The following is a 22,037-nucleotide window of genomic DNA, read 5'->3' as shown; positions in this document are numbered from 1 at the left end:
GGCGCAAGCGCGTCGCCCGCTCGCCGATCCAGGAGAATGAGCCGCAATGACCGATCCGACGGACGAGCTCCACCGCCCCCTGCGCCGCGCCGACGACGTCGCGCGCACCCGCGACTGCCTGACCTGCCGCGCCCCCTTCGAGAGCGAGTGGTCGGGCGAGCGCATCTGCCGGCGGTGCAAGAGCCATCGCGCCTGGCGCAGCGGCGCCCCCCAGGTCTTCGGCCACCCCGTCCGGGGCTGAGCCGCCCCCACGCGTCCTGCGGGACAGGCCGGCATGACCCGGCCTCCGATCCTGCGTCCCACGCCGGCGGCCGGCCGGCCTTCGGCAGCGCGGCCGTCACGCGACGGCCGGCGGCTCCGCGCGTCCCGCGACGCCCGGCGACAGGCGGTAGGTGAGGCCCTGCGCGGCGTCGGGGGCCGCGAGGTCCTGGGTGGCGGTGGTCACGAACAGGTCCCGCAGCCCCTCGCCGCCGAAGGCGGGGCAGGAGGCGTGCAGGCCGCCCACCGCCAGCGCCCGGTCGAAGCGGCCGTCGGGACGGTAGCGGGCCACGCGCCCGGCGCCCCATTGCGCGTTCCACAGCGCCCCCTCGGCGTCGGTCACGGCGCCGTCGGGAAACAGGCCCTCGGGGCGCAGGTCGGCGAAGACCTCCGGCTCGCCGGCCGGCCAGCCCTCGGCGTCGAGCGCGACCTGCAGGATCCGCTGCTCCGCCGTGTCGGCGAAATAGGCGAGCCGCCCGTCGGGCGCGAAGCAGATGGCGTTGGGGATCGTGATCGCGGGGAACAGCCGCTCCAGCGCGCCGCGGTGGTAGCGGTAGATCGCGCCCGCCCCCGCCTCCGCCGCCTTGCCCATGGTGCCGATCCAGAAGCCGCCGAAGGGATCCGCCCGGCCGTCGTTGGAGCGGGTGGCGGGGCTCCCGGCCTCGAGGTCGACCAGCTTCTCGTGCTCGCCCGTGGGGATGTGGAAGCGGCGCAGCGCGGTCTCGGTCGCGACCAGCAGGTGGTCGCGGTCGATCCAGGCGGCGGCGGAGGCGTGCTCGGGGAAGCGCCACTCGGCCGGGCCCGCCCCGGTGCGGGTCATCAGGCGCTTGCCCAGGATGTCGAACCAGAACAGCTGGCCGCGCAGCGGGTGCCACAGCGCCCCCTCGCCCAGGCGGCAGACCCGGTCGCAGAAGACGCTCACGCCGCCGCCCCCCGCCCGGACGAGAGGCGCAGCAGCCCCTTCTGGAGCAGGATGAACAGCAGCAGCAGCGCGCCGATGACGATCTTGGTCCACCAGCTCGAGAGGCTCCCGTCGAAGACGAGGTAGGTCTGGATCAGGCCCATGGTCAGCACGCCGACCAGGGTGCCGAAGACATAGCCCGCCCCCCCGGTCAGCAGCGTGCCGCCGATCACCACCGCGGCGATGGCGGTCAGCTCGGTCCCCACCGTCGCCAGCGGATAGCCCGAGCCGGTGTAGACCGAGAACACGATCCCCGCGAGCCCCGCCATGAAGCCCGAAAAGGCGTAGATGCCGACGGTGGTGCGCGCCACGCGCACGCCCATCAGGCGGGCTGTCGCCTCGCCGCCCCCCAGCGCGAAGACCGAGGCGCCGAAGCGGGTCCGGTGGACGAGGATCATGCCGGCCAGCACGCTCGCCAGCATCAGCGCGCCGATCAGCGTGAAGCGCCCCTTGCCCGGCATCAGCCAGTAGGCGTCCTGGATCAGGTCGTAGAACGGATGCTGGATGGGCACGGATTCGATGGTCAGCATGTAGCCCGCCCCGCGGGCGAGGAACATGCCCGCCAGCGTCACGATGAAGGCCGGCATCGCGAGGTGGTGGATCAGCGCCCCCATCCCCGCCCCGAAGGCGGTGGTGATCGCCAGCAGCAGGGCGAAGACCAGCAGCGGATGCAGCGAGGTGTCGCGCAGCACGACCGCGATGAACACGCCCGAGAAGGCGATCACCGAGCCGACCGAGAGGTCGATCCCCCCCGACAGGATCACCACCGTCATCCCCACCGCGACGATGCCCAGGTAGGCGTTGTCGGTCAGCAGGTTGCCCGCCACCCGGGTGGACAGCATGTAGGGGAACTGCAGCCAGCACAGAAAGCAGGCGACGAGGAAGATCGCGACGGTCGCCGCCAGCGGGTAGAGACGCGGGTTCATCGTCCGGCCTCCTTCGCCGGCAGGAGGGAGGCGGCGGGGGGCGGCCCCTCGCGCAGGCGCAGCCGTCGGGCGCGCCAGGCGCGGACCAGGGTCGGCGACTGGATCACCAGGATCGCCACCACCAGCGCGGCCTTGATGACGAGGTTCATCTCCGACGGGAAGCCCGCCAGCAGGATGCCGGTGTCGATGGTCTGGATGATCATCGCCCCCAGCAGGGACGCGGCGATGGAGAACCGCCCGCCCATCAGCGAGCCGCCCCCGATCACCACCGCGAGGATCGCGTCGAGCTCGAGCCACAGGCCCGCGTTGTTGGCGTCCGCCCCGCGGATGTCGGCCGTCGCCACCAGCCCCGCCAGCGCGGCGCAGAGGCCCGAGGCCATGTAGACCGCGATCAGCAGCACCCGCGCGTTGACCCCCGCGAGCGCCGAGGCCCGGCGGTTCACGCCCACCGCCTCGACCAGCAGCCCCAGCGCGGTGCGCCGCATCAAAAGCGTCGCGCCGAGCCCGGTCGCGAGCCACAGCCAGGCCGGAACCGGCAGGCCGGCGAGGTCTCCCGCGCCCAGGAAGGCGAAGCCGGGATCGGAGAAGGTCAGGATCCGCCCCTCGGTGATCAGCTGCGCGACGCCGCGCCCGGCGGTCATCAGGATCAGGGTGGCGACGATGGGCTGGATGCCCGCCACCGCCACCAGCGTCCCGTTCCACAGCCCCGCGACGAGGCCGGTCAGCAGCGCCAGCCCCAGCGCCGGCGCGAGCCCCATGCCCCCCGCGACGGCCGAGGCCGCCACCGCCCCGCAGATCGCCATCACCGCGCCGACCGAGAGGTCGATGCCGCGCGTCGCGATCACCAGCGTCATGCCGACCGCCAGCAACGCCACCGGCGCGCCGCGCTTGAGGATGTCGATCACCGGGCCGACCAGGCGGCCGTCGACCAGCTCGACGTTCAGGAACCCCGGAAAGGCCAGCGTCGCCAGCGCGGCCAGCGCCGCCAGCGTCAGGATCTGGGGAAGGAGACGACGAAGGACGGCGGGCATCAGGCGGCCTCCCCTTCCCGGCCGGGCTCGTGCGCCTGGGCGATGGCCGCGACGATGGTCTCGCCCGAGATGCCCTCGCCGGTCAGCTCGGCCACGTGGCGGCGGTCGCGCACCACGATCACCCGGTCGGCGACGGCCACCAGCTCGTCGAGCTCGGACGAGATCACCAGGATCGACATGCCCTGCCCCACCACCTCGTGGATCAGGCGCAGGATCTCGGCATGCGCGCCGACGTCGATGCCCCGCGTGGGCTCGTCCAGAATGAGGAACCGCGGGTTCATCGCCAGCCACCGCGCCAGCACCACCTTCTGCTGGTTCCCGCCCGAGAGCTGGCCCACCGGCTTCTCGGCGTCCGAGGTGCGGATGTCGAGGCGGGCGATGTAGTCCTCGGCGAGGCGCTTCTGCTCCTCCCGCGGGATCGGGCGGGCCCAGCCGCGGCGGGCCTGGAGCGCCAGCGCGATGTTCTCGCGCACCGAGAGGTCGGCGACGATGCCGTCGGTCTTGCGGTCCTCGGGCGCGAAGCCGAAGCCGGCGGCGATGGCCTCGCGCGGGGTGGCGAGGGGGATCGCCCCCTCGGCGTCGCGCGCCTCGCCCGAATGAGCGGCGCGCACGCCGAACATCAGCTCCGCCGTCTCGGTGCGCCCCGACCCCAGCAGACCTGCGAGGCCCACGACCTCGCCCCGCCCGACGGACAGGTCGAAGGGCTCCACCGCGCCGCGGCGCCCGAAGCCTTCGAAGCGCAGCAGCTCGGGGCGGTCGACGGACGCATGGGCGCGGGCGCCGGCCTCGACCGCCTGCTCCAGCTCGCGGCCCAGCATGTGCTCGATCAGGCGCAGGCGGTCGAGGTCGGCGGTCCGCTCGGTCGTCACCTTGCAGCCGTTGCGCAGCACGGTGACGCGGTCGGTCAGCGCGAAGACCTGGTCGAGGAAATGGGAGACGAAGACGATCCCCAGACCCCGGTCGCGCAGGCCGCGGACCACGTCGAACAGCATCTCCACCTCCCGCGCGTCGAGCGAGGCGGTGGGCTCGTCGAGGATCAGCACCTTGCCCGACAGCGCCACGGCGCGCGCGATGGCCACGATCTGCTGGACCGCGACCGACTGGTCGCCGAGATCCCGGCCCACGTCGATGTCGAGCCCGTAGCCCGCCAGCATCGCGCGCGCCTGCGCCCGCATCGCCCGCCCGTCGACCATGCCCCAGCGGGTCGGCTCGCGCCCGAACAGCAGGTTCTGCGCCACGGTCAGGTTCGGCAGCAGGTTCACCTCCTGGTAGACGGTGCCGATCCCCAGATCCTGCGCCTGGGACGTCGAGCGCGGATCGATAGGCCGGCCGTCGAGCACGATCTCGCCGCCGTCGCGGGCGTAGGCGCCGGTCAGGCACTTGATCAGCGTCGACTTGCCGGCGCCGTTCTCGCCCAGCAGGGCATGGATCTCCCCCGCGGCGAGGTCGAAGTCCACGCCGTCGAGCGCGCGCGCGCCGGGGAAGGTCTTGGTCAGCTTGCGGATCGTCAGCAGCACGGGGGTCGGGCTCCGAATGGGCGGGCGCGGGCGGAAGCGTGCCTCCGCCCGCGCCGCGGGTCACGCGCCGATCAGTAGCCGAGGTCCTTGCGGGCCTCGTATTCCGCCATCGGGTCGTCGGCGGCGGTGTAGAGCTTCGACTCGGTCTGGATGAACTTCGCGGGCTGGGTCCCGTCCTTCCAGTAGGCCGCCAGCGCATCGAAGGCGGGGCCGGCCATGTTCGGCGTCAGCTCGACGGTCGCGTTGGCGTCGCCCTCGGCCATGGCCTTGAAGATGTCGGGCACCGCGTCGATGGAGACGACGAGGATGTCCTCGCCCGGGTTCAGCCCCGCCTCCTTGATCGCCTGGATCGCCCCGACGGCCATGTCGTCGTTGTGGGCGTAGAGCGCGCAGATCTCGGCGCCGCCGTTCTCGGCCTGCAGGAAGCTCTCCATCACCTGCTTGCCGCGCGAGCGGGTGAAGTCGCCGGTCTGGGAGCGCACGATCTCGATGTTGTCGTGGCCCTCGATCGCCTTCTCGAAGCCCGACTTGCGCAGGATCGCGGGGCTGGAGCCGGTGGTGCCCTGAAGCTCGACCACGCGGCAGTCCTCGCCCGCCACCTCGTCGACCAGCCACTGGCCCGCGACCTCGCCCTCGTGCTCGAGATCCGAGCCGACGGCGGTCAGGTAGAGGTCCTCGGAGCTGTCCACCCGGCGGTCGAGCAGGACCACGGGGATCTCGGCATCCTTCGCCTCCTCGAGCACCGAGTCCCAGCCGGTGGCGACGACCGGGGCGAGCAGGATCGCGTCGACCCCCTGGGCGATGAAGCTGCGGATGGCGGCGATCTGGTTCTCCTGCCGCTGCTGGGCGTCGGAGAAGCGCAGGTCGATGCCCCGTTCCTCGGCCTGCTGCCGGGTCAGGGTGGTCTCGGCCGCGCGCCAGCCGGATTCCGATCCGATCTGGGCGAAGCCCACGGTCTGCGCCGCCGCCATGGCGGGGACGGCGAGGATGGCCGCGGTGGCCAGCAGGGTCTTGAGCATGTCGGTGTCCTCCCTAATGAAATCCCGGGCGTTATCGGCGCCCGATGGGTCGGTTGGTCGTGGCGCGGCCTCCCTGCCGCGCGGGCTCCCCCGAGGGGGGATGGGGCGGGGGCCGCCGAGGCGCCCCCTGCGTCTTCGCTTCCTTCACTCGTGGAACGGCTCGGCCGGCAGGCGGCGGCCCAGAAGGAAGGCGTCGGCGACCAGCACCAGGGGCGCGAGGTCCACGTCCGAGGCGCCCGCGGCGATCAGCTCGCCGAAGCGGCGGTAGAGGTCGGGGTACTCGCCCGGGTCCTCCAGCCGCTGCGGCGCCCCGTCGAGCTCCAGCGCAGCCCCGCCCTTCGCGAGGCGCAGGAGGCCGGCGTCGGTCTCCACCTCGATGTCCCAGCGCGGCGGCCCCTCCCAGCGGAAGTCGAAGCGCGCCTCGACCGAAAGCCCCTCCGCGCCGGCGAAGACGAGATCGCAGGCGATGGGCGTTTCGCAGTTGGTGGGCACGTGCAGGTCGGCGGCGGTCAGGCGCACCGGCCCCGGCAGGATCGCGGTGAGGATCGAGAGCGCGTTGATCCCCGGATCGAACACCCCCAGCCCCCCTGCCTGCCAGATCCAGGTCTGGCCCGGGTGCCACTCGCGCACGTCCTCCTGCCAGGTGATCCGCACCCGCCGGGCAGGGCGGGAGGCGAGCCAGTCCCGCGCCGGCGCGACGCCTGCTGCATGGCGCGAGTGCCAGGTCGCGAAGAGCGTCACCCCCTGCGCGGCGGCGAGGTCGGCCAGCGCCTGCACCTCGGCCACCGTCTGGCCGGGGGGCTTCTCCAGCATCACGTGGCGGCGGGCGAGCAGCGCCGCGCGCGCCGCCTCGTAGCGCGCCTGCGGCGGCTGGCAGAGCGAGACGGCGGCGACGTCGGGCCGGGCGGCCAGCAGGGCGTCGAGCTCGGCGTGGTTCTCCACCCCCTCGACGCCCCCGGACCGGCTGGCGGTGGCGGCGAGCCGGAATCCCGCATCGGCCGCGATCGCCGGCAGGTGCTGGTCGCGGGCGATCTTGCCCACCCCCACCAGCGCGAGGTCGATCGCGTCGGCGCGGGTCATGGCCTCAGTGACTGTCACGGGGGACCGCCTTTCCGCGCTTGCCCTTGAGGAAGTCGAAATCCGCCCCGGTGTCCGCCCCCTCGACATGGGAGTGGAAAAGGCGGGCGTAGCCGCTCTGCGGCGGACAGGCGGGGGCCCAGGCGAGCAGGCGCTGCGCGAGCTCCTCGTCGGAGACGTCGAGATGCAGGCGCCGGGCCTCGACGTCGACCTCGATCATGTCGCCGTCGCGCACGGCGGCCAGCGGGCCGCCCACCGCCGCCTCGGGCGTCGTGTGCAGGATCACCGTGCCGTAGGCGGTGCCGGACATGCGCGCGTCCGAAATGCGGATCATGTCCTTGATCCCCTTGCGAAGAACCTTGGGCGGCAGGCCCATGTTGCCGACCTCGGCCATGCCGGGATAGCCCTTGGGCCCGCAATTCTTCAGGACCATCACGCAGCTCTCGTCGATGTCGAGGTCCTCGTCCGCGATGCGCGCCTTGTAGTGGTCGATGTCCTCGAAGACGACCGCCCGGCCGCGGTGCTTCATCAGATGCGGGCTGGCGGCCGAGGGCTTCAGAACCGCCCCGTTGGGCGCGAGGTTGCCCTTCAGCACCGCGATGCCGCCGGAGCGGGCGAGCGCCTTCTCCACCGGCAGGATCACGTCCTCGTTCCAGTTGCGGGCGTCCTTCACCTGCTCCCACGCCGTCTCGCCCGAGACGGTGAGCGCGTCGCGGTTCAGGAGCCCCGCCTCGCCCAGGCGCTTGAGCACCACGGGCAGACCGCCGGCATAGAAGAACTCCTCCATCAGGTATTTGCCCGACGGCATCAGGTTCACGATGGTGGGGATCTCGCGCCCCAGCCGGTCCCAGTCGTCGAGCGTCAGGTCCACGCCCGCGCGCCCCGCCAGCGCCAGCAGGTGGATCACGGCGTTGGTCGAGCCGCCGATGGCGCCGTTGCAGCGGATCGCGTTCTCGAAGGCCGCGCGGGTGAGGACGTCGGAGGGCTTCAGGTCGTCCTTGACCATCTGCACGATGCGCCGGCCGGTCATCTGCGCCATCACGCGGCGGCGGCTGTCCACCGCCGGGATCGCGGCGTTGCCCGACAGCGCCATGCCCAGCGCCTCGGCCATGCTCGCCATCGTCGACGCCGTGCCCATGGTGTTGCACGAGCCGGGAGAGCGGCTCATCGCCTGCTCGGCCTCGAGGAAATCCTCGCGGGACATCTCGCCGGCCTTGATCGCCTCCGACATCTGCCAGAGCGCGGTGCCCGAGCCGACGCGCTCGCCCCGGAACCAGCCGTTCAGCATCGGCCCGCCGGTGACGGCGATGGCGGGGATGTCGACCGAGGCCGCGCCCATCAGCAGCGCCGGCGTGGTCTTGTCGCAACCGACCATCAGCACCACGCCGTCGAGCGGGTTGGCGCGCAGCGCCTCCTCGACGTCCATGGCCGCGAGGTTGCGGTACATCATCGCCGAGGGCCGCAGCGAGCTTTCGCCGGGCGAGAACACCGGGAACTCCAGCGGCAGGCCGCCGGCCTCGTAGATCCCGTTCTTCACCCGCTGCGCGAGGTCGCGCAGGTGGGCGTTGCAGGGCGTCAGCTCCGACCAGGTGTTGCAGATGCCGATCACGGGACGGCCGTCGAACAGGTCCGCCGGCAGTCCCTGGTTCTTCATCCAGGAGCGGTGGTAGATGTGGTCCCGGCTGTCCCCGCCATACCATTCCTGGCTGCGGAGCTTTCGGGGCCAGGGCGCGGGCGTGAAGCTCATGGGCAGGTCCTTCAGAGCGCGCGCACGGCGAACCGCGGCTCGGGCGAGACCGGGGGCGAGACGCGCAGGGGATTGCGGAGCGGCAGGCCGAAGGACGCCGCCTCGATCTCGAAGACGTCGCCGTCGCGGGGGACGACGCCGGCCGCGAAGCTCAGCGTCGAGGTGCCGAACATGTGCACGTGCACGTCGCCGGGCTGGCGGAACACCTCGTACTTGAAGTGATGGTGCTCGAGGTTGGCGATCGAGTGGGACATGTTCGCCTCGCCCGACAGGAACGGCTGCTCGAACACCACCTCGTTCCCGCGCCGCACCCGGCTGACGCCTTCGACGGAGTCCGGCAGCGGACCCACCCGCAGCTCCGGCCCGATGGCGGCGGGGCGCAGCTTGGAATGGGCGAGGTAGAGGTAGTTGCGCCGCTCCATCACGTGGTCGGAGAACTCGTTGGCCAGCGCGAAGCCCAGGCGGAACGGCGCGCCGTCGGGGCCGATCACGTAGATGCCGGCGATCTCCGGCTCCTCGCCCCCGTCCTCGGCGAAGGCGGGGGAGACCAGCGGCTCCCCCGGCGCGACCAGCGCGTGGCCCTGGCCCTTGTAGAACCACTCGGGCTGCACGCCGGCATGGCCGTTGGCGGGCTTGCCCCCCTCGATGCCCAGCCGGAACATCTTCATCGAGTCCGTCAGCTCCTCCTTCGCGTCGGCGTGCATCGAATCCCGCGTGGCGGCGCTGCCCAGGTGCGTCAGCCCGGTGCCGGTGACGTGCAGGTGGGCGGGGTCGGGGTGCAGGATCGGGGGCAGCAGGCGGCCCTCGGCATAGATCCGCTCGAGGTCGACGGCGGCGCCGAGGCCGATGGAGGCGACCCGGTCGGTGAGGCTCTCGCCCCGCGCGATGCAGTCGAGCGCGAGGTCGCGCAGGCTGGCCGCGGACTTCAGCTCGAACGCCTCGGTCCCTTCGCGGGCGACGACCTGCAGGGCGCCGTCCGCGCCTCGGATCTGGGAGAGAAGCATGCTCAGGCCCCCTTCTTCTTGTTCATCACGTCGAAGATCACCGCGGCCAGCAGCACCAGCCCCTTGATGACCTGTTGCCAGTCGATGCCGATCCCCAGGATCGACATGCCGTTGTTCATCACGCCCATGATGAAGGCGCCGACCACCGCGCCGATCACCGTGCCCACGCCCCCCGACATCGAGGCGCCGCCGATGAAGACCGCGGCGATGACGTCGAGCTCGAAGCCCAGCCCCGCCTTGGGCGTGGCGGTGTTCAGGCGCGCGGCGAAGACCACGCCGGCCAGCGCCGCCAGCATCCCCATGTTGGCGAAGGTCAGGAAGGTCAGGCGCTTGGCGTTGATGCCCGAGAGGGTCGCCGCCTTGGCGTTGCCGCCGATGGCGTAGATCCGTCGCCCGACCGTGGTGCGCGAGGTGACAAAGGAATAGATCGCGATCAGCAGGGCCATCACGATGAAGACGTTGGGCAGCCCGCGGAAATCGGCCATCAGCCAGCCCATCCAGACGAGCGCCGCGAAGATCAGCAGGTTCTTGGCGACGAAGAATGCCAGCGGCTCGTCCGCCGCTCCGGCCGCGACCTGGCGGCGGCGCGTGCGGACGGCGATCGCCAGCACCGCCGCCGCGACGGCGACCACCAGCAGCAGCGAGAAGAGGTTCAGCTCCTCCCCCCCCAGCAGGTCCGGCACGAAGCCCGAGGAGATCAGGCGGAACGCCTCGGGGAACGGACCCACCGACTGGCCGGCCAGCGCCCAAAGGGTCAGGCCCTTGAACACCAGCATCCCCGCCAGCGTCACGATGAAGGAGGGGATGCCGAAATAGGCGACCCAGTAGCCCTGCGCCGCCCCGATCAGCGCCCCTGCGATCAGGCACAAGAGGCCCGCGAGCAGGAACGGGATCTCCCACTGCACGATCATCACCGCGGCCAGCGCCCCGATGAAGCCCAGCACCGAGCCGACCGAGAGGTCGATGTGCCCGCACACGATCACCAGCAGCATGCCGATGGCCATGATCACGATGTAGCTGTTCTGCAGGACCAGGTTGGTCAGGTTCACGGGCTTGAGCAGGATGCCGTCGGTCGCGACCTGGAAGAAGGCCATGATCACGATCAGCGCGAACAGGATCCCGAACTCGCGCAGGTGCCGGCGCAGATAGCGCAGCGAGCCCCCCAGCTGGCTCTCGGCCGGCTGGCCGTCGGCGCGCGTGCGCTCGGCGCGGGAGGGCTCCGCGCCCGGGGCTGTGGTCTCGGTCATGCGGCCTCCCGGGAGGATTTGACGATGGCGGCCATGATCCGCTCCTGGCTCGCCTCGGCGGTGGGCATCTCGGCCACGAAGCGGCCCTCGTTCATCACGTGCAGGCGGTCGGTGATCCCCAGCAGCTCCGGCAGTTCGGAGGAGATCACCACCACCGCCTTGCCGGCGGCGGCGAGGTCGCGGATCACGCAGTAGATCTCGAACTTCGCGCCCACGTCGATGCCGCGGGTCGGCTCGTCCAGGATCAGGATCTCGGGGTCGGCGTGCAGCCACTTGGACAGCACCACCTTCTGCTGGTTGCCGCCCGAGAGGTTCACGCATTCCTGCTCGATCGAGGCGGACTTGATGTTCAGCCGGGCGCGATAGCGCTCGGCCAGCGCCGCCTCGCGCGCCGGATCCACGCGCCAGCCGTCGGCGATGCTGTCGAGCTTCGCCAGCGGCACGTTGCGCCGGATGCTCTCGTCGAGCACCAGGCCGTAGGTCTTGCGGTCCTCGGTCACGTAGGCGAGGCCGGCGCGGATCGCGCGGGCGACGGTGGAGGTGTCGGCGGGCGCCCCGTCGATCAGCACCTCGCCCGTCGCGTCCCGCCCCCAGGAGCGGCCGAAGAGGCTCATGGCGAGTTCGGTGCGCCCGGCGCCCATCAGGCCGGCGATGCCCAGCACCTCTCCCCGGCGGACGTGGAAGCCGACGCGGTCGACGGCCTTGCGCTCGGGGTGGAGGGGGTGGCGCACGGTCCAGTCGCGGACCTCCATCGCCACCTCGCCGATGCGCGGCGAGCGGGGCGGGTAGCGGTCCTCGAGCCCGCGTCCGACCATGTGCCGGATGATCTCGTCCTCCGAGATCCCGTCCGCGCAGTCGAGCCGCGCCACCGCCGCCCCGTCGCGCAGCACCGTGACGGTGTCCGCCACCCGGCTGATTTCGTTGAGCTTGTGGGAGATCAGGATCGAGGTGACGCCCCGCCTGCGGAATTCCGCCAGCAGTTCCAGCAGCTTGTCGCTGTCCTGCTCGTTGAGCGAGGAGGTCGGCTCGTCGAGGATCAGCAGCCGCACGTTCTTCGACAGGGCCTTCGCGATCTCCACCAGCTGCTGCTTGCCGAGGCCCAGGTCGTCGACCTTGGTCTCGGGGTGCTCGCGCAGGCCCACCTGGGCCAGCAGCTCGGCGGCCCGCGCGTTGGTCTCGCGCCAGTCGATCACGCCGCGGCGGGCGCGCTCGTTGCCCAGGAAGATGTTCTCGCCCACCGACAGCAGCGGCACCAGCGCCAGCTCCTGGTGGATGATGACGATGCCCTCGCGCTCGCTGTCGGCGATGGCCTGGAAGCGCTTCTCCTGCCCGTCGAACAGGATCCGGCCGGAATAGGAGCCGTGCGGATAGACGCCCGAGAGCACCTTCATCAGGGTCGACTTGCCCGCCCCGTTCTCGCCGACGAGGGCGTGGATCTCGCCTTCCTCGACCGCCAGGGTCACTCCGTCCAGCGCCTTGACGCCGGGGAATTCTTTGGTGATCGCCTGCATTTCAAGGATCGCGGCCATCTCGGCCCCCGCAAGAAAGGGCCTCGCCGGGGAGGAGCGTCCGGCGAGGCAGTCGAGCCCGCCCCCGTCTGGAGGAGCGGAGGACCCGCCGCCGCAGGCGGCGGGGCGGGCGGGCTCACTCGATCTGGTCGCGGCTGTAGTAGCCGCTGCCGATCAGGACCTCCTCCCAGTTGGCTTCGGTCACGGGGACCGGCTCCAGCAGGTAGGAGGGCACGACCTTGACCCCGTTGTCGTAGGTCTCGGTGTCGTTGATCTCGGGCTCGCCGCCGGCGAGCAGCGCGTCGACCATGCCCACCGTCACCTCGGCGAGCGCGCGGGTGTCCTTGAAGATGGTCGAATACTGGTCGCCGCGCAGGATCGCCTTGACCGAGGGCACCTCGGCGTCCTGGCCGGTGACGATGGGCATCGCCATGTCGCCGGTCCCGTAGCCCACGCCCGAGAGCGAGCTGATGATCCCGATCGAGAGCCCGTCGTAGGGCGACAGCACCCCGTGGATCGCCTGGCCGGTGTAGTTGGCCGACAGCAGGTTATCCATCCGCGCCTGGGCCACCGCGCCGTCCCAGCGCAGGGTGCCGACGGTGTCCATGCCCATCTGGCCCGAGGGGATCGCGACCTCGCCCGCGTCGATCATCGGCTGCAGCACCGACATCGCGCCGTTGTAGAAGAAATACGCGTTGTTGTCGTCGGGCGAGCCGCCGAAGAGCTCGACGTTCCACGGCTTCACGTCCGGGAAGCGGGCCTTCAGCCCCTCGACCAGCGTGTTGGCCTGCTGCACGCCCACCTGGAAGTTGTCGAAGGTGGCGTAGTAGTCGACGTTGGCGCTGTCGCGGATCAGGCGGTCGTAGGCCACCACCTCGATCCCCGCCGCATCGGCGTTGGCCAGCGCCGAGGTCAGCGTGGTGCCGTCGATCGCCGCGATCACCAGCACGTCGACGCCCTTGGTGATCATGTTCTCGATCTGGGCGAGCTGATTGGGGATGTCGTCCTCGGCGTACTGGAGGTCCGTCTCGTAGCCGGCCTCCTGGAACTTCTTCACCATGTTGTCGCCGTCCGAGATCCACCGCGCGGAGGATTTCGTGGGCATGGCGATGCCGACATAGCCCTTGTCCTGCGCAAGCGCGGGCAGAGCGGTCATGGCGACGAGCGCGCTCGTCGCGAGCAGGCGCGTGATCGGGGTCATCGGTGTCCTCCCTCTCGGCGCGCGGGGGACCCAAGGCCTCCCAGCCGTCCTCGCGCGCCTTCGTATGGGCCGGGTCGCGCCCGGCGAGGGGAAAGCTACGCTTGCGCAGACATGCGGGACAAATCAGTCTTCCGCCCGAAGATATACCGAAACGGATATGTCCGATGCCCGACCGCCTGCCCGAGGACCCCTCCCGCCGCGACGAGCTGCTGCGCCGCGGCCTGCGCCTGCCCCAGCTCCGCCTGCTGGCCGCGCTCGCCGAGACGGGGCGGATCTCGGCGGCGGCGGCGCAGGTCGCGATCACCCAGCCCGCCGCCTCCCGCCTGCTGGCCGAGCTGGAGCGGATGGTGGAGGCGAAGCTCTACGACCGCCACGCCCGCGGCGTGACGCTGACCGACGCGGGCCGCCTGCTGGCCGCCCGCGCCGCCATCGTGCTGCGCCAGCTCGACCAGGGGCATGTCGAGATCCAGGAGATGACCCGCGGCGCCCGCGGCCTGGTGCGCATCGGGGCGGTGACCGGCCCGGCGCTGGAGATCGTGGTGCCGGTGATCCGCGAGCTGCGGGTGACCTACCCCGAGATCGAGATCGCGGTGCAGGTCGACACCTCCGACAAGCTCGCCGACCAGCTCCTGAAGCTGGAGCTCGACTTCTACATCGGCCGCCTGCCCGAGGAGGTGGACGCGCGCGCCGTCTCGATGCGCCCGATCGGGCCGGAGCCGGTCAGCCTGGTGGTGCGCCGGGAGCATCCGCTGACCCGCCGCGACCCGGTGCTGCTGACCGACTGCCTCGCCTTCGACTGGGTGATGCAGCCGCCCGGCGGCCTGCAGCGGCGCACGGTCGAGAGCTATCTGCTCGAGACCGGCAACCCCCTGCCCCGCCGGATCCTGGGCACCTCCTCGGTGCTGCTGACGCTGGCGCTGATCTCCAACACCAACGCCATCGCGCCGCTGTCGCGGGCGGTGGCGACGTTCTACGCCGGCGCCGGGGGCCCGGGCGGCGGCATCCACCTGCTGAGCATCGCCGACGAGATGGCGGTGACCCCGTTCTCGCTGATCCGGCGGGCCGGCGAGACCGCCTCCCCGCCCGCCGCCCGGGTGCTGGGCCTGATCGAGCGGCAGCTTCCGCCCCTCTAGCGCCGCCGTCGCCCGGGGCGCACGCGCCGCGGCGCGGCGCAGGGGGCGGGGCGGCCCCCCCGAATGCGGACCGCCCCCGCCCGGCCTGGGCCGGACGGGGGCGGTCGGGTCTTTCGACGCGCCTGGCTCAGAAGCGCAGGGTCAGGCGCACCGCGCCGCCGTGGGAGCTGTAGCCGTCGGCGAAGGCGCCGTCGTAGATCGCCTCGACCGACATCTCGTCCGTCGTGACGACCGCGAGGCCGGCGCTCAGCCGCGCCGTCGCCTCGGGCACCGCCACCACCGTCTCGAACGAGCCCAGCGCCGGGTTGGCCGAGGCCAGGCGGCCGTCCGCCCCGTAGCCGTCGAGCGTGGACAGCGTCGCCCCCACCCGCACCCAGGCCCGCAGGGTCGAGGCCTCGGTCAGCGGCGTCTCGCCGCCGACCTCCAGCGCCGGGGTGATCATCGCCGCGGTCTCGCTGCTCGACGACAGCGCGAGGTTCAGCGCCCCGGCCCCCGTCTCGGTGTAGCCGCCGGCGGCGGAGTGCACCACGTCGAGGTCCAGCGACGGCCGCAGCCAGCCATGGGGCAGCGGCATCGTCCAGTCGGCGTGCAGGCGGCCCTCGAGGCTCCAGATGTCGGTCTCCGCGCTCGCCGTGGCGCCGGCGAGCCGCCGCTTCACGTCGAACGAGCCCCAGCTTCCGCCGACCGCCGCCGAGAAGCCCCAGGCCCCGACCTCGTGCCGCGCGGCGAGCGCCAGGAACCCGGTCCCGCCCTCGGCCGAGGTTCCGGTGTCGCCGGAATAGTCGGCGCCCTCGTAGCCGACCGCGACGCCCACGCCCCAGCCCGGCGCGACCATGGCCTGACCGGCGAGGCCGGTGGTCCAGACCGAGCCGTCGTAGCCGAAGGCGCCCGAGGCGTCGCCGTCCTGCTCGCGCCGCTCGAGCGCGCCCAGCATCCGCACGCAGCGGTCATCGCCCAGCATCACCCCGCCGCCGTCCGCCGCGCTTGGCGCGTCGCAGCTACGCGCCGCGTCGAGCCGGGTGCGCGCCCGGTCGAAGTTGGCCGCGGCGGGGGCGAGCGTCGCCCCCGGCGCGAAGATCGAAAGGGACTGCGCGTAGGCGGCGGTGTCGAGGCGGGCCAGCCGCTCCTGCCCGGCGAAGAACTCGCCGAAGCCGCCGCCGCCCGCGTCGAACACCTGGTCGAGGTAGCGCGCCGCACGGGCCTGCTGCCCGTCGAGGCCGAACGAGGCGTCGGCGAAGTCGCTGTCCACGACCTCGATGGCGAGTTCCCCGCCCTCGCGCCGCTGGGCGAAGTCGAAGAGCACTCCGGTGACCTCGTCGAACCGCCCGCGCAGGCCGCCGTCGGCGGCGATCACCCGCACCTGGGCGCCGGGCGAGATCGAGACCGGCTCGATCAGCAGCTCGCCGCCCAGCCGCGCCGTCCCGTCGATCCGCAGCAGGTCCATCCGCGTCCGGTCGAAGTCGCCCGTCACCCGCAGCGTGCCCTCCCGGGTCTGCGTGAAGTCGCCGGTCAGCCGCACCGGGCCGATGCCCGAGCGGGGCGGCGCCGGAGGCGTGCCGTCGGTCAGCCGCGGCCCGCCCCCCGGCGCGCCGCCCCCGCCCGAGAACACGCCCGGCTCGGCCACCAGGTCGACCGTGCCCGCGTTGACGACGTCGCCGTAGGAGCGGTCGACCCCGGTCCAGCTGCCGCCGTCCTCGACGCGCAGCGATCCGGCCGCGCCGCCGACGCCATCGGCGTTCTCGAAGCGGATGTCGCCCTCGAGCAGGCCGTAGACGTAGGCGTGGATGTAGGCGCCGTCGTCGTCCCTGGTCCCGTCGGCGAGGTAGCGCAGCGCGTAGCCGTTGCGCGTCCCGCTGAGCGAGACCGTGCCGGTGGACTCGATGGTCACCACCGGGTTGCGGCCGTCGATCACCATGATCCCGGCGGCGCTGCTGTCGGTGCCGCCCTGCACCAGGCCGGCGACGTCGACGGTCACCGTGCCCAGCGTGGTCGCGCCGTCGGTCTGGGCCAGCACGCCGATGGCGTTCTCGCCCGAGGCCTGGATCGTGCCGCCGATGTCGAGCGTGACGTCGCCCGTCGTCGCCGCCGTCGGCGCGTCCCCGGCCTGGGAGCCGTAGCTGACGCCCTGGGGCCCGCCCTCGATGCCGCCGCCGCCGGAGATCGACTGCGCGATCAGGCCGTGGGCGCGGGTTCCCGTGGTGCGGATCGCGCCGCCGTACATCTGGAAGGTCACGTCGCCGCCCTCGCCGTCCGCGGCCTCGCGCCCGGGGATGCCGCGGAACTGGAAGTTGGGACCCGAGGCGTCGCCGCCGATGCCGCCGCCGCCGCCGATCGACTGCAGGATCACGCCGTGGGCGCCGTCGCCGGACGTGGCGACCTGGGCGGAAGTGGCGACCTGGGCTTCGACGTCGAAGTCGACGGACACCGCCCCGCCGTGGCCCGACGCGCCTCCGGCGCCGCCGACGGTGACCGAGGCCAGCGAGCCGGTGTCGGCGGCGCCGCCCACGCCGCCGCCGCCGCCGATCGACTGGGCGACCAGGCCGAAGGCCCGGTCTCCGCCGGTCATGATCGTGGACTGCTTCAGCGAGATGGAATAGTTCGCCCCGTCGCCCGAGGCCCCGCCGCGGCCGCCGACGGTGACCTGCAGCTGGTGGGAGTCGTCGTCCTCCGACGCCTCCGAGTTGCCGGCGCCGCCCAGGCCGCCGCCGCCGCCGATCGACTGCAGCAGCACGCCGTAGGCGTCGTCGCCCCGGGTCGAGAAGGTCAGGGCGTGGTTCTGGTCGTCGAAGATCAGCGTGCCGCCGTCGCCCGCGGCCCCGCCGGCGCCGCCGTCGGCGCCGCCCACGGTCAGCGTGCCCGCCGCCTTGTCGGAGCCGTCGGCGCCCAGGCCGCCGCCGCCGCCGATCGACTGCACCACCAGCGCATGGGCGCCGTAGCCCAGGGTGGAGAGCGTCGCGCCGCTGGCGTTGCCGTAGAACACCGCCGTGCCGCCGTCGCCGCCGGTCCCGCCGGTTCCCCCCACGCCCAGCGTGAGGTTGGCCGTGGCCTGCGAGCCCTCGGCCGTCGCCGTCCCGCCGGCGCCGCCGCCGCCGCCGATGGACTGCACCACCGCCGCCTCGGCCCAGTCGCCCCGGGTGGCGACCGAGCCCCCGAAGGTCAGCTGCGCGCGCCCGCCGACCCCGCCGGAGCCGCCGCGCCCGCCGACCTCGAGCGCCAGGTCGTAGGAGGTGGTCTCGTCGTCGACGCCCTCGTCGTCCTCCTCGCCGCCCGGATCGTTGGCGGCCGAGCCGCCAAGGCCCCCGCCGCCGCCGATGGACTGGGTCACGATCCCGTCGGCGTCGTCGCCCATGGTGTCGATGTCGCTGGAGATGTCGAGGGTCGCGAGCGCCCCGGTCGCGCCGGAGCCGCCCGAGGCGCCGATGCCGACGGAGACCTGGCCGGAATACTCGCCGCCCTCGCTCTCGCCCTCGCCGCCTTCCTCGCCGGCGGTGCTGAAGCTGAGGCCGACGCCGATGGTTCCGCCCTGGCTGGTCCCGCCGCCGCCGCCGACGGATTGCGCGACGATCGCGCGCGACCCCGGGCCCGCGGTCGAGATCGTGGTCCCGGAGGCGGCGGTGAGCTGGACCTCGCCGCCGACGCCGCCGGTTCCGCCCGTGCCGCCGACGCCGATGTCGACGTTGGCCGCGAAGCCGCCGCCCTTGGTCCCATTGGCGGCCGAGCCCACGCCCCCGTCGCCGCCGCCGCCGCCGATCGACTGCAGCATCACCGCGTTGGCGTTGGCGCCGAAGGTCTGCACCGAGGCGGTGTCGGACAGGGTCAGCGTCACGTCGCCCCCGCGCCCGCCGCTCCCGCCGGAGCCCCCGACGGAGGCCGCGAGGTCGAGCGAGGCGCTCTCGCCGTAGCCGATGGTGGCGCTCATCGCCTGGCTGGCGCCGCCCGCGCCGCCGCCGCCGCCGATGGATTGCGCCAGGATCCCGTGGCTGCCGTCGCCGCCGGTGGCCAGCATCGAGTCGTCGGAGATCTCGACGTCCGCGACGCCGCCGGCGCCGCCCGAGCCGCCCGAGCCGCCCACCGCGGTGGTGACCGCGAGCCCGACCGTGGCGGTCGGGTCCTCGGGGTCGACGGGCACCGCCAGCACCAGCGCGTCCGCAACCGAGGAGCCGCCGAGCCCGCCGCCCCCGCCGATCGCCTGCACCAGCAGGGCGACCGAGTCGGTCGCGTCGTAGTCGGGGGCGCCCTCGTCGGTCAGGCCGGTGAGAAGCGTCGCCCCGCCCGACAGCCGGGCGAAGGTCCCGTCGTCGCCGCCCACCGCGTTGCCGCCGCTGCCGCCCGAGCCGCCGACCGAGACGGTGAAGCCGAAGCCCGCGTCCGCGGTCATCCCGTGGGCCGAACCGCCGGTCCCGCCGCCGCCGCCGACGCCCTGCACGACCGCGGCGGGCGAGCTGGCCCCCCGGGTCCGGATCTGGCCGCCCTGCATCGAGAGCAGGACGTCGCGCGAATTGCCGCCCGCGCCGCCGCCGCCGCCGATCTGGAGGTCGACCACGTCCTCGGCGCCCACGCCGAGGCTGGAGCCGCCGGCGCCGCCGCCGCCGCCGACCGACTGCACCACCATCCCCGGCGCGTTCTGGCCGTAGGTGTCGATGTAGGCGCCGTGCCACAGCGCCTCGGCGACCCAGCCGGCGCCGCCGGACTGGCCGGTCCCGCCGAGCTGGAGGGTGGCGAGGTCCAGCACCCCCCCGCCCGAGGCCGTGCCGCCCGCGCCGCCGCCGCCGCCGATCGACTGCACCAGCACGCCGATGGCATGGTCGCCCCGGGTGATCACCGAGGTGACGCCCGCGTCCGAGGGGGCGCCGTCAGCGTCGTCGGCGTCGATGCCCGAGACCGTGCACCCGTCGTAGTCGGTGGAGATGCAGGCGCTGAAGGCGTCCCCCGCCGCCCCGCCGGAGCCGCCGACGCCCAGGCCGAGCCCGACCGAGAGGTCGATGGCGTCGCCGCCCGTCCCGCCGCCGCCGCCGATCGACTGGGCGACCAGCCCGTGGGAGAAGGCGCCCGAGGTCTCGGTCGTGCCGGCGACCGCGAAGATGCTCGCAAGGCCGCCGCCGCTCGCGGCCCCGCCGCTGCCGCCCACCGCGGCGATGCCGAGCGCGCCCGCGCCCGAGCCGCCGCCGCCGCCGACCGACTGCGCCAGCACGCCGATCGAGGCGTCGCCCCTGGTGGTCACGTCGCCGGCGGTGTTCACGTTGGCCGGGCCCGAGAGGCTGCCGGCGTCGACGCCGGAGGCGCCGCCCTGCCCGCCGATGGACAGCGTGCCCCCCGACACGCCGGCCGCGCCGCCGCCGCCCGAGATCGACTGCGCCACGATGCCGTTCGACCCGTAGCCCGCGGTGGTGACCGAGCCGGAGTGCTGCACGGTGACCGCCGCCCCCAGGCCGCCCTCGCCGCCGTCGCCGCCGAGCCCCAGCACCAGGCCCGCGCCGATGCCGCCCGCGCCGCCGCCGCCGCCGATGGACTGGCCCAGCAGGCCGTAGGAATGGTCGCCCAGGGTGCTGATCGAGCCCTGCGAGGTGATCTCGACCTTGCCCGCGTCGGCGCCGTTGCCGCCGTCGCCGCCCGAGCCGAAGAGCACGTTGGTGAAGTCCGCGCCGACCCCGCCGCCGCCGCCCAGCGAATGCAGGACCACCGCGCCGGAGAACGCGCCCTGCGTGGTGATCGACGAGCCCTGGGCCGCCGTCACGGTGATGTCGCCGCCCGCGCCGCCGTCGCCCGCGACGTCGGCGTCGCCGCCGCCGACGCCGCCGACCGACTGGGCGACCAGGCCGTAGGCCTCGCCCCCGTTGGTGCCGAGCGAGGTGTTCGCGCCCATCTCGATCAGGATGTCGCCGCCGCGCCCGCCCGCGCCGCCGCGCGAGCTGCTCGCGCCGTTCCCGTCGCCGCCGTCGCCGCCCCGCGCCAGCGCCACCATGCCCATGACGCCGTAGCCGAAGGTCGAGATCGTGCCGGTGTCGTTCTGCAGGTGGATCTGGCCGTTGGAGCCGTCGGCGTTCACCGCCGCCGCCGCGCCCGCGCCGCCGACGTTCTTGTCGGGCGATGCGCCGCCGTCGCCGCCCTCCGAGAACGCGAACATCGCCGCCGACCCCGATCCCTCCTTGAAGGTCGAGCCGAGATACGGCGCGTAGATCATGATCGAGCCGGAATTCTGCAGCCAGATCGGCCGCCCCTCCTCGCCGCGCCCGCCGGGATCGGAGTTGTCCTCGGAGGACTGGCCGGTGCCGCCCTGCGAATGGGCGAAGATGCCGGCGATCGAGGTCTGCGGATCGGAGACCGCGCCGCGGGTGTCGAGATACATCTCGATGGCGCCGTCGTTGAAGACGTTGATCGTGCCGCCGGCGCCGCCGGCCCCGTTCTCCGAGCCGCCGTCGCCGCCGGCCGCGAACAGCGTGATCGCCCGCGCGCCGTTGGGAACCGCGAGCAGGCTCGAGGACGAGTCGCCCAGTCGGATCAGCCCGTCCGCGTTGTTGGTGACCGAGAGCTCCTTGGCGTCGCCGCCGTTGCCGCCCTTCTGGTCGCCGGCGCCGCCGTTCATGTCCGCGCCCTGGCCGCCCCGGCTGGTCATGCGGATGCCGAAGACCTCGCTCGTGTTCGCGCCCGGCGCGTCCGAGCGCACGAGGATCGAGCCGTAGTTGAAGGTGGTCAGGGTGCCGCCGTCGCCGCCGCGCCCGCCGTCGTTGCCGTTGGAATCGGGCGTCGCGCCGTCGCCGCCGGTCGCGCTCATGTCGACCACCGACAGCCGCCCGGTCCCGCCCGAGCCGCCCCCCGTCAGGGTCAGCGACCCGCGGTTGGTGACGATGAACTCGCCCCCGTCGATGCCGCGGGCATCCTGGTTGCCGTCGTTGCCGCTGGTCGACCCGTTCGCCCCCGTGGCCTTGACGTCGATCACGATCGGCTGCGAGCCGGCCGTGGCGGTGATCTCGACGTCGTTCTCGATATAGGAGAGGAAGCCGTCGTCGTTGATCGAGCCGACGAACGCGGCGCCGGTGTCGCCGGTCTCGAGCGTGCAGGTCTCCGCGTAGCCCGCGCTGCAGGCGAGGATCTGGTCGGCGCGGAGCTGCGAAAGGGGCAGGACGGCGAGCGCGGAGGTGGTGGCCATCAACGCGCAACGGAACGGCCGCCGCGGCGCGGCGTGGCGGTGGGAGATCGACATGAATCAGTTCCCCTGCAGTCGGGGCGCGACGCCTGCGCCTGCCCCGTTCAAAACCCGGTCGCGCTGCCGTCCGAAGACCGCGGCGACCAGATCCGAAAGCCCCCCGACTCCGCGAATCCGCCGGCAGAAGACCATGCGTCAGCCATCAAGTCATCATGTATTTGGTTTCGAGCCATAACTGCTCGGAACAAACGTCGATAATCGCCT

The 22,037-nt window shown here is 73.1% G+C and carries 14 protein-coding genes; 2 read left to right on the top strand and 12 right to left on the bottom strand.

The window, feature by feature from the left end; all coding sequences use genetic code 11:
- The first annotated feature begins 46 nt into the window (after nt 1–46).
- A complete protein-coding gene (locus BM064_RS00990; RefSeq protein ID WP_092856954.1) occupies nt 47–241 on the top strand; it encodes a hypothetical protein in 195 nt (64 codons plus the stop codon).
- Nucleotides 242–337: 96 nt separating this feature from the next.
- On the opposite strand, the gene BM064_RS00985 is transcribed toward BM064_RS00990, so the two are convergent.
- The 11 genes from BM064_RS00985 to chvE form a co-directional block, all read right to left on the bottom strand.
- Nucleotides 338–1,180 (bottom strand): SMP-30/gluconolactonase/LRE family protein, encoded by an 843-nt coding sequence (locus tag BM064_RS00985; RefSeq protein WP_092856952.1) that lies wholly within the window; start codon nt 1,178–1,180, stop codon nt 338–340.
- Nucleotides 1,177–2,145 carry a galactofuranose ABC transporter, permease protein YjfF gene (gene yjfF, locus BM064_RS00980; protein ID WP_092856950.1) on the bottom strand — a complete coding sequence of 323 codons (969 nt, stop codon included), beginning with the start codon at nt 2,143–2,145 and terminating at the stop codon, nt 1,177–1,179. The genes BM064_RS00985 and yjfF overlap by 4 nt, the downstream gene beginning before the upstream one ends.
- Nucleotides 2,142–3,176, bottom strand: coding sequence for an ABC transporter permease (locus BM064_RS00975; protein ID WP_092856948.1), 1,035 nt, complete (start codon nt 3,174–3,176; stop codon nt 2,142–2,144). Before BM064_RS00975 ends, yjfF begins: the two co-directional genes overlap by 4 nt.
- Complete coding sequence (locus tag BM064_RS00970) at nt 3,176–4,693, bottom strand: sugar ABC transporter ATP-binding protein (RefSeq protein ID WP_092856946.1); 1,518 nt, start codon at nt 4,691–4,693, stop codon at nt 3,176–3,178. The genes BM064_RS00975 and BM064_RS00970 overlap by 1 nt, the downstream gene beginning before the upstream one ends.
- Before the next feature lie 71 nt (nt 4,694–4,764).
- The gene (gene ytfQ / locus BM064_RS00965; protein ID WP_092856944.1) at nt 4,765–5,712 is read right to left on the bottom strand and encodes a galactofuranose ABC transporter, galactofuranose-binding protein YtfQ; all 948 of its coding nucleotides are present in this window, start codon (nt 5,710–5,712) and stop codon (nt 4,765–4,767) included.
- 144 nt (nt 5,713–5,856) lie between these two features.
- Nucleotides 5,857–6,810 carry a Gfo/Idh/MocA family protein gene (locus tag BM064_RS00960; protein ID WP_425426134.1) on the bottom strand — a complete coding sequence of 318 codons (954 nt, stop codon included), beginning with the start codon at nt 6,808–6,810 and terminating at the stop codon, nt 5,857–5,859.
- A complete protein-coding gene (araD, locus tag BM064_RS00955; protein ID WP_092856940.1) occupies nt 6,797–8,536 on the bottom strand; it encodes an L-arabinonate dehydratase in 1,740 nt (579 codons plus the stop codon). Before araD ends, BM064_RS00960 begins: the two co-directional genes overlap by 14 nt.
- 11 nt (nt 8,537–8,547) lie before the next feature.
- A complete protein-coding gene (gene araD1, locus BM064_RS00950; protein ID WP_092856938.1) occupies nt 8,548–9,540 on the bottom strand; it encodes an AraD1 family protein in 993 nt (330 codons plus the stop codon).
- Nucleotides 9,541–9,542: 2 nt separating this feature from the next.
- Nucleotides 9,543–10,787 carry a multiple monosaccharide ABC transporter permease gene (mmsB, locus tag BM064_RS00945; protein ID WP_092856936.1) on the bottom strand — a complete coding sequence of 415 codons (1,245 nt, stop codon included), beginning with the start codon at nt 10,785–10,787 and terminating at the stop codon, nt 9,543–9,545.
- Nucleotides 10,784–12,316 (bottom strand): multiple monosaccharide ABC transporter ATP-binding protein, encoded by a 1,533-nt coding sequence (mmsA, locus tag BM064_RS00940; RefSeq protein WP_092856934.1) that lies wholly within the window; start codon nt 12,314–12,316, stop codon nt 10,784–10,786. The genes mmsB and mmsA overlap by 4 nt, the downstream gene beginning before the upstream one ends.
- Before the next feature lie 115 nt (nt 12,317–12,431).
- Entirely contained in the window at nt 12,432–13,496 is a 1,065-nt protein-coding gene (gene chvE / locus BM064_RS00935; RefSeq protein WP_092856932.1) for a multiple monosaccharide ABC transporter substrate-binding protein, read from the bottom strand.
- Between the two features lie 164 nt (nt 13,497–13,660).
- Here chvE and BM064_RS00930 point away from each other — a divergent pair, with 164 nt between their 5' ends.
- Nucleotides 13,661–14,629 (top strand): LysR family transcriptional regulator, encoded by a 969-nt coding sequence (locus tag BM064_RS00930; protein ID WP_092856930.1) that lies wholly within the window; start codon nt 13,661–13,663, stop codon nt 14,627–14,629.
- A 127-nt stretch (nt 14,630–14,756) separates the two neighbouring features.
- Here the strand turns inward: BM064_RS00930 and BM064_RS00925 are convergent, their stop codons facing one another.
- A complete protein-coding gene (locus BM064_RS00925; RefSeq protein ID WP_092856928.1) occupies nt 14,757–21,830 on the bottom strand; it encodes an autotransporter outer membrane beta-barrel domain-containing protein in 7,074 nt (2,357 codons plus the stop codon).
- Between the last annotated feature and the right edge of the window lie 207 nt (nt 21,831–22,037).

Origin of the sequence: Albimonas pacifica (assembly GCF_900113695.1) — a bacterium.
GTDB classification, from domain to species: Bacteria; Pseudomonadota; Alphaproteobacteria; order Rhodobacterales; family Rhodobacteraceae; genus Albimonas; species Albimonas pacifica.
The sequence above is the reverse complement of the archived record's forward strand: the minus strand, read 5'-3'. Positions and strand labels throughout refer to the sequence as shown.